The 7,363-nt window shown below is 43.4% G+C and carries 5 protein-coding genes and 2 pseudogenes; all 7 read right to left on the bottom strand.

Translation table 11 applies throughout. The features are described 5' to 3' along the window. Nucleotides 1–244: pseudogene (locus AC075L_RS06670) on the bottom strand (energy-coupling factor transporter transmembrane protein EcfT); the annotation flags it as partial. Then, entirely contained in the window at nt 241–852 is a 612-nt protein-coding gene (locus AC075L_RS06665) for an MptD family putative ECF transporter S component (protein WP_118630320.1), read from the bottom strand. The gene AC075L_RS06665 and the pseudogene AC075L_RS06670, both read right to left, overlap by 4 nt. A gap of 154 nt (nt 853–1,006) precedes the next feature. After that, nucleotides 1,007–1,477, bottom strand: a complete 471-nt coding sequence (gene tnpA / locus AC075L_RS06660; RefSeq protein WP_118408900.1) for an IS200/IS605 family transposase — start codon at nt 1,475–1,477, stop codon at nt 1,007–1,009. Between the two features lie 302 nt (nt 1,478–1,779). Beyond that, nucleotides 1,780–2,736: a helix-turn-helix domain-containing protein gene (locus tag AC075L_RS06655; RefSeq protein WP_019160818.1), complete on the bottom strand. Its 957-nt coding sequence runs from the start codon at nt 2,734–2,736 to the stop codon at nt 1,780–1,782. A 218-nt stretch (nt 2,737–2,954) separates the two neighbouring features. Beyond that, nucleotides 2,955–3,761, bottom strand: a complete 807-nt coding sequence (locus AC075L_RS06650; protein WP_055058369.1) for a class I SAM-dependent methyltransferase — start codon at nt 3,759–3,761, stop codon at nt 2,955–2,957. A 19-nt stretch (nt 3,762–3,780) separates the two neighbouring features. Further along, nucleotides 3,781–5,515 (bottom strand): annotated as a pseudogene (locus AC075L_RS06645) (ABC transporter ATP-binding protein). Nucleotide 5,516: 1 nt separating this feature from the next. Further along, entirely contained in the window at nt 5,517–7,289 is a 1,773-nt protein-coding gene (locus AC075L_RS06640; RefSeq protein ID WP_476387403.1) for an ABC transporter ATP-binding protein, read from the bottom strand. Nucleotides 7,290–7,363 lie beyond the last annotated feature (74 nt).

Raw genomic sequence — 7,363 nt, 5'->3', positions numbered from 1 at the left:
TGATCTGATACTTTGTCTCGATCATCAGCCATACAATCGCTACCAAATAGACCGCAAAGCATCCAATAGCCTGCTTATACAAGCCGAACCAGCACAGGATCAGAAAAATCCAAAAGGTAAAAATCCCATGTCCCCAAAAACTCGTGGTAAGGAAAGTCACAAGGCAGGCGCACAGCGTCAGGAAAAGAACTGTGCGCCCGTCAATCCGGTCAATCCGCCTTTGCTTTTTTTCTCCGGCCATCATCCTACAATGCCAGCTTTTTGGAAATGCTTTCTGAGCAACCGCTGGCCGAACAATGTACCAAGAATTGCAAGAACCGCAGTAATGACAACACCCAGAAGCATCAGCGCCGGAGAAGTCACCATAGAGAGCTGCATATTCAAGGTATTTGCATCAAAACCGCTGCTTGCTGCCATTTCCTGATAGCTGTCCCAAGACCACCACAGCGGTACGGCACAGCCTACAAAATTTCCGATTGAGTTGACCATCCAGCCAATTCGGTTGCGAACTGCACTTCGGTATGTATTCTTGCCAACCATGCATAACTCGGCAATGAGGGCTACAATCAAGAAATAGGGAACCAAGAACATATAACCCATAACACCTTGGATTAGTCCATAAACCGTAGCCCAAGCAAACAACAATCCGTGTTTGTTAATGCGATTTGCCGCAACCAAATAAAATGTTGCTCCAATAAAGGCATCAATACCAGCAGAGCCGTATAAATATACTGCTGGGAAAGGCAATGTAACCATACTAATCACCATTGCAATTGCGAAATTGATGACCATCATTGCGGCAATCGTCATAATATCGCGAATGCCAAACTTTTTCTTCACCGTTTGTTCCATCTTTGAAACCTCCTTAAATCACGACCACCGGCTTAGCCGGTGGTTTGCTTTGACCCTATAAGGGTCTATTACCGGCACTGGAGTCTAAAGACTCATCGAAATAGGTTCGCCAAGCGCAACATCATTTACCTACAAAGCCCTTTCGGGCTTATCTTTATTTGTTACGTTTTACTGGCTCACCCGTAAACGGGTCAATATACTCTTTCAGTGTCATTTGATCATATTCCAGATCATCCTGTAACTGATTTGCTATATATTCCTGTATTTTCTTTGCATTTTTCCCTACCGTATCTACATAATATCCGCGACACCAGAAATGTCTGTTTCCATATTTGTACTTCAGATTTGCATGTCTTTCGAATATCATTAATGTACTCTTTCCTTTTAAGTACCCTACAAAATACGATACACTTATGCTTGGCGGAATTTCTACTAACATGTGTACATGATCTGGACATATCTCTGCTTCAATAATTTTTACACCTTTTCTTTTGCATAACATACTCAAAATATCTGCTATATCCTGTTTAATTTTTCCATATGCTACTTTTCTTCTATATTTTGGTGCAAAAACAATATGATACTTACAATTCCACTTTGTATGTGATAAACTATTATTATCCATATGGATACCTCCTGTGTATATTAGTGCGGTTGGCGAACCTACATTAATTATACCACCGGAGGTTTTTTTCTGTAAGCTGAAGCAATGCTGACTCACCTGCATAGCAGGTGGTTTATTTGTTTTCCAAAGCTCCGTTTTTCGGATCAGCGAAAAACTCCACAATGGCAAACAGGGCTTTGCCCTAACAAATAAAATGGCAGTGTAGTTAGCAATAGCTAACTACACTGCCATTCTACACCGGTTTGCAGTCTCTAACTACTCCAAAGGGAAAAGTAAATCAAGAAAACAGCCCAAAAGTTAAATCACTTTTTTGCTTTACGGTAATCCTTTGGAAGCATTCCAAACACTTCTTGAAAGGCTCGCGCAAATTTACTAATATTTGAATATCCAAGTTCACCGGCTATTTGCGTGATTGATTGATCTGTTTCCTGCAAATAAACAGCCGCAAGATTCATTTTATACTTTTTGATATGTGCATAGGGCGTATCGCCATAAATCTGTTTGAAAATAGCTTGAAATGTGACCTTGCTCATTGGCTCTTTTCGCAAGAGTTCTTCTATGGATAGTTTTTTGTCGAGGTTTTCTATAAGCTGATGTCGGATACGCTTAATGATTTCAATTTGCTCTTTGGAATAATATGTTGCTTCATACTGATCTTCAATCCGCAGTTGTTTGATATGGTAAAACAATTCCAATAATTTAATACGGAAGTAATCTTTTCCTTCCACGCCTTTTGCAGCGTATAATTCATCAAAGATATGTAACAATCGCTGTGGTGTCCGGCATAAAAACCACTTTTTTTCTATTTCCAATTCTTGTCCAAGATTTAAGACATCAATATTATAGTAAGAAAAAATTTGTTTTGTTTTCGCATCAATAGAATCTTTGTCAATCACACAACTCAATCCAACACTATATCCAAAGGGAAAAGAATATGCCGCAGGAACATTAGCAAGAGCATTGATACATAATTCTCCTTCTTTCATGTGAAAAACCTTATTATTCCTTAATTCAAACTCAACGCGTCCCTTTTGGTAATGACGAATTTCAATGATATTTTTATTGGGAATCGGTTCATGAAAAATATCTGAACAGTTAAAATCCATAAAAATTAAATTGATACCAGGGAATAATGAGTAATCATATAAAGTTCCAGTCCCATTGCATTTATATTTTATTTGAACATAATCATTATATTTATCAGAAATTATAGCACATTCCCCGTACCATTCTGGTTTGTGGAGTTCACTCATGCTCATTTCCACCTCCCTATCAGTTGATATAAACTAATTATATAATAGTTTTTTAAGTAGTTTAGTTACCAATTAGAAAGAATCACTCTGTGCTTAATTTTTATTTGAGTAATACATCATCGCTCTAATTTATTGGAAAACAAATCATTGTAGAGTTGATTGTGGTAACATTTATTACATGTTATAACAAGATTTAACCTCTTTTCTTTTCCACGCAAAAGCATCTATAGTTTCAACTGTATCATCTTCACCATGCAGAACCAATCAGAAACCGCCATACTGACCTTCGTGGACATCTTTAAGCCGTTTTTAGGGATGTAACGATAGTATGGTTCATCCGCAATCACCTTTGCATTACCCCCGATCTTTGCCGCCAGTTCTTCCACTGCATCGACATAAAAGAACATCTGCGCATCGGCATGGCCTACCTGCCTCATGTACTTCTTTTGCATCATTGCCATGCCTTTTCTGTTCACGGTATCAAAAACAACTTCCATATTTCCAAATTGTCCAATCATACGCAGAAGGGCAATGACCTTATTTTCCTCAAAATAATGGAATAGTCCACCTGCAATAACGAGAATCGGAGTATCAAGCACCTCATCGCGGACTTTTTTGATCCAGTCCTTTGCAAAGGCATTCCCGGAAATATAGCATTCACGCTCCGGTTCGGGAAGAAGCCCTCGCCGGTATTCGATCACATGAGGCAGATCCACAGCATACCAGCGTGCCCTTCCGTTATCACAGCGGTAATAGGTTGTCTCCAGGCCACAACCCAGTTGGACAATCGCACCGTTCGGTCTGCGTTCCAGAAAATCCCGAATAATCCGATCCATATTAGCAGACCGGGAAGCAGAGGCCAAAAGGGTATACTGGTTCTGCATATTCTGTTCAATCAAGTCCGAGGGTAGCTTATTTTTCAATTCCAATGCTTTTTTATCATATAAAATTTGCGGGCAATGCTCACTGGCATAGATTCTGCCCAGCATAGGGACAAACAGGGTATCCTCCACAACGCCTAATTTTTGCATAACCAGCCCTCCTTTTTCTTTATGAAAGTTTCCAATTCTGGCTTTCTGTCTGCCAGTTTTACCATATGGGCATATACACCATTCTTTTCTTCCAGCTCCTTTGGTGATCCTTCTTCTGCCACGGTGCCATCAGAAAGGACAACAATTTTATCTGCTCCTGCTACGGTACGCATCCTGTGGGCGATGACCAGAACCGTTTTATCTGCGATCAGACGAGAAAGGGCTGTCTGTATCAAGGTTTCATTCTCCACATCCAGGGAAGCAGTAGCTTCATCTAAAAGAATGATCGGCGCATTTTTCAGAAATGCACGGGCAATAGAGATACGCTGGCGCTCTCCGCCGGAAAGTTCACAGCCATTTTCCCCGATATTGGTATGCCATCCATCCGGCAGTTTTTCCGCAAATTCATCCACATTGGCAAGTTTCGCAGCAGCAATGGCCTGTTCATCTGTGGCGTCTTTGTTTCCGATTCGGATATTTTCCAGAATCGTATTGTCAAACAGTGTAACATCCTGGAATACGATGGAATACAGAGAAAGCAGTGTTTCCGGGTCAATTCGGGATACATCCATGCCTCCCACGGTAATCTTTCCTCTGTTAATATCCCAGAACCTTGCTGCCAGCCGGGATACGGTTGTTTTTCCGCCGCCAGATGGGCCGACCAAGGCCGTAACCTCTCCCTGTTTTGCCGTAAAGGAAACATCTTTCAATACGGTTTCTCCGGTATTGTAGGCAAACCCAACATGGTCAAAGACAATATCATACCCCTGATTGGAAAGCCTGTCGCTGCCCTGCTGGATCGGATGATCGAGAATTTCATTCATACGGGCAATGTTGGTTCGTGTACTGATGACTGCCGCAAGATTCTGGAGTGCGCCCTGCAGAGGGTCATATAAACGGGATACTACCAGAAGGAACATAAAGAATGTAAGCACGGAGAGGCTTCCTTGCATGAGCAGAACAGCTCCTGCCAGCGCAACCGTTGCAATACCAAGCTTCAGCACCAGCGATGCGGAAACCACAAAAACAGCAAGGCCGAATTCATTGAGGATGGAACGATGCTCCACGGCACGGATCTTCTTTTCCAGACCTTTTAAATATGCCTGCTCCGCGTTGTTCGCTTTCAGGTCACGAACCGTTTCAATGCACTCCTGTATCCCGTCTGCGCAGGCCATCTTCACATCCATCGCTTTCTGATTCAGATTTTCCTGAATCTTTGCGGAAAATCCCACAATCGCAAAGGCAACCGGCAGAACCCATAAGGCAGCCAGTGCCATTCTCCAGTCCGTAAAGAGCAGACCGATGGAAATCAGAAACGTAGAAATGATCGAACCCGCAAGCTCAGGGATAAAATGCGAAAAACTCTGCTCCAGGAAGGTGCAATCCGCCATAATGGTACTGGTAAGATCGGCTAAATCCTTTTTCCCGAAAAAGGAAAGGGGGATTTTGCGCAGATGCTCTGCAAGGGTAATGCGGCGGATACCGCTTTCTTTGTAAGTGGCAAAATAGGTCGCATTGTATTGAAAGAAAGTGGTCAGCAGAATCAAGCCGATACACACCACGCAGCCTGCCACATAAAATGGAATTTTCCCACCGGGAACACCCCCGTTCATCAGATCGCTGACCATGTAATATAAAAGACCTACCGGAAACATAAAAGACAGATTCTGAAGGACACAGGCCAGGCAGCCTTTGATCAGGTCTTTTGCTCCCTGTTCAGACAGGGCATATTTTTTCTGCAGTTTTTTGATCATATCACTGCACCTCCTTTGTTACCTTCCATTGCACGGAAGTCTGATAATTTTTCCACATACGGCTGAAAATGCCGTCTTTTGCAAGCAATTCACGACTGTTCCCGCACTCGGCAACCTGTCCGTCCTGAATGACAAAAATCTGATCCACATTTGTTACGGTAGAAAGCCTGTGGGCAATCATAATCACGGTCTTTCCCTCGGAAAGTCTTGAGAAAGCAGCCTGTACGCGGCTTTCGTTATCCGGGTCAGCAAAGGCAGTGGCTTCATCCAGAATGATGATCGGTGCATTTTTCAGCATTACACGGGCAATGGCAATTCGCTGCTGCTCGCCGCCGGAAAGATAGACACCCTTTGTACCGACAACCGTATCCACACCCTGTGGGAGTTTTTCCAGAATATCATCGCACTGTGCGTGATGAAGGGCAGCCAAAATTTCCTCACGGGTAGCTTCCGGTTTCCCCATACGCACATTTTCCAGAATGGACGCCTTGATCAGACGGCTGTTCTGAAATACGAAAGACACCGTATTCATGAGTTCCTCCTTTGGGATGTCTTTCACATTGACACCACCTATTGTTACCATTCCGCTCTGGGGATCAAAGAATCGGGAAATCAGGTTGGCAAGGGTTGTTTTACCACCGCCGGACGGGCCGACAAAAGCTACGGTTCGTCCTTCAGGAATGGTCAGTGAAATATCTTTTAATACTTCTTTTTCTCCGTCATAGCTGAAATGAACCGATTTCAGTTCCACGGAAGCGTTTTGCGGATGCATTGGGTGTTTGGTTTCCTCCAGAGGCTTCAAATGCAAAACGCTGTCAATTCTCTGTAAAGCGTCATCTACGATCATGGCATTTTCACTTTGGAACATGATGCGTGTCAGCGTAACAGAAATAACCGGCGTAATAATGATATAGAAAATGAGATCCAGTAAGAAACCGGAAGTCACACCGTCTTGTGTCAGCAACAGTCCTCCGGCGATCAGTGTGGCAAAAACTCCGTTGATCGCAGCTGTATAGAACATCATCGGTATCCGAAGCTGCTTGGTATAGGCGATCACCCATACTTTATAGCGGTCAATGGAGTCTTTAAACTTCTTAAAGGAAAAGATCGTCTGGCCAAATGTTTTTACCACCGGAATACCGCGGACATACTCTACCGCTTCGTTGGACATATCATCCAGCGCATTCTGGTATTCTTTCATCTTTTCCTGCATCTGCTTTCCGGTCATTGCCATCATAATCAGAAAGCCCAGCACAACCGGAACAAGGCTCAACAGCCCCAGTCTCCAGTCAAACACGAACAACAGCACCAAAAGACCGCAGGGGGTTGCAATGGCATTGGCTCTGTCGGGAAGCTGATGAGCGAGATAGGTTTCGGTGGCTGCACTGGATTCGTTGACGATTTTGCGCAGTTTTCCGCTGCCAAAACTCTCGGCAAATCCAAGAGGAAGCTTAACAATATGCTCCATGGTCTGGATACGCAGGTTTGTGGCAATACGAAATGCCCCTAAATGGGAACACATAAGCCCGGCTATGTAGACAAGCACCGCCAGGACAGCAAACAATACTGCCATCCAGCCATTGCCAGTCAGGTTCTGTGCCTGGCCAAAATCTGGTGCCACCTCCAGTACTTCCTTGATCACTTTCCAGATGTAATAGAATGGCACCAGAGCAATCAGGGCACTGATTGCAGAAAGCACCCAGGAAGCATAGGTCAGGTACTTATGGCTGCCTGCAATTTCCAGCAGGCGTGATAAATTGGATTGTTTTTTCAAAAAAATTCCTCCTTTTCTTTGTGTTTATGATAAAGAGAACACGTCTATGTTCTTCAATATCCGAATTTATGTTA

Source organism: Blautia sp. ZXY-1-B12 (assembly GCF_056339915.1).
The sequence above is the reverse complement of the archived record's forward strand: the minus strand, read 5'-3'. Positions and strand labels throughout refer to the sequence as shown.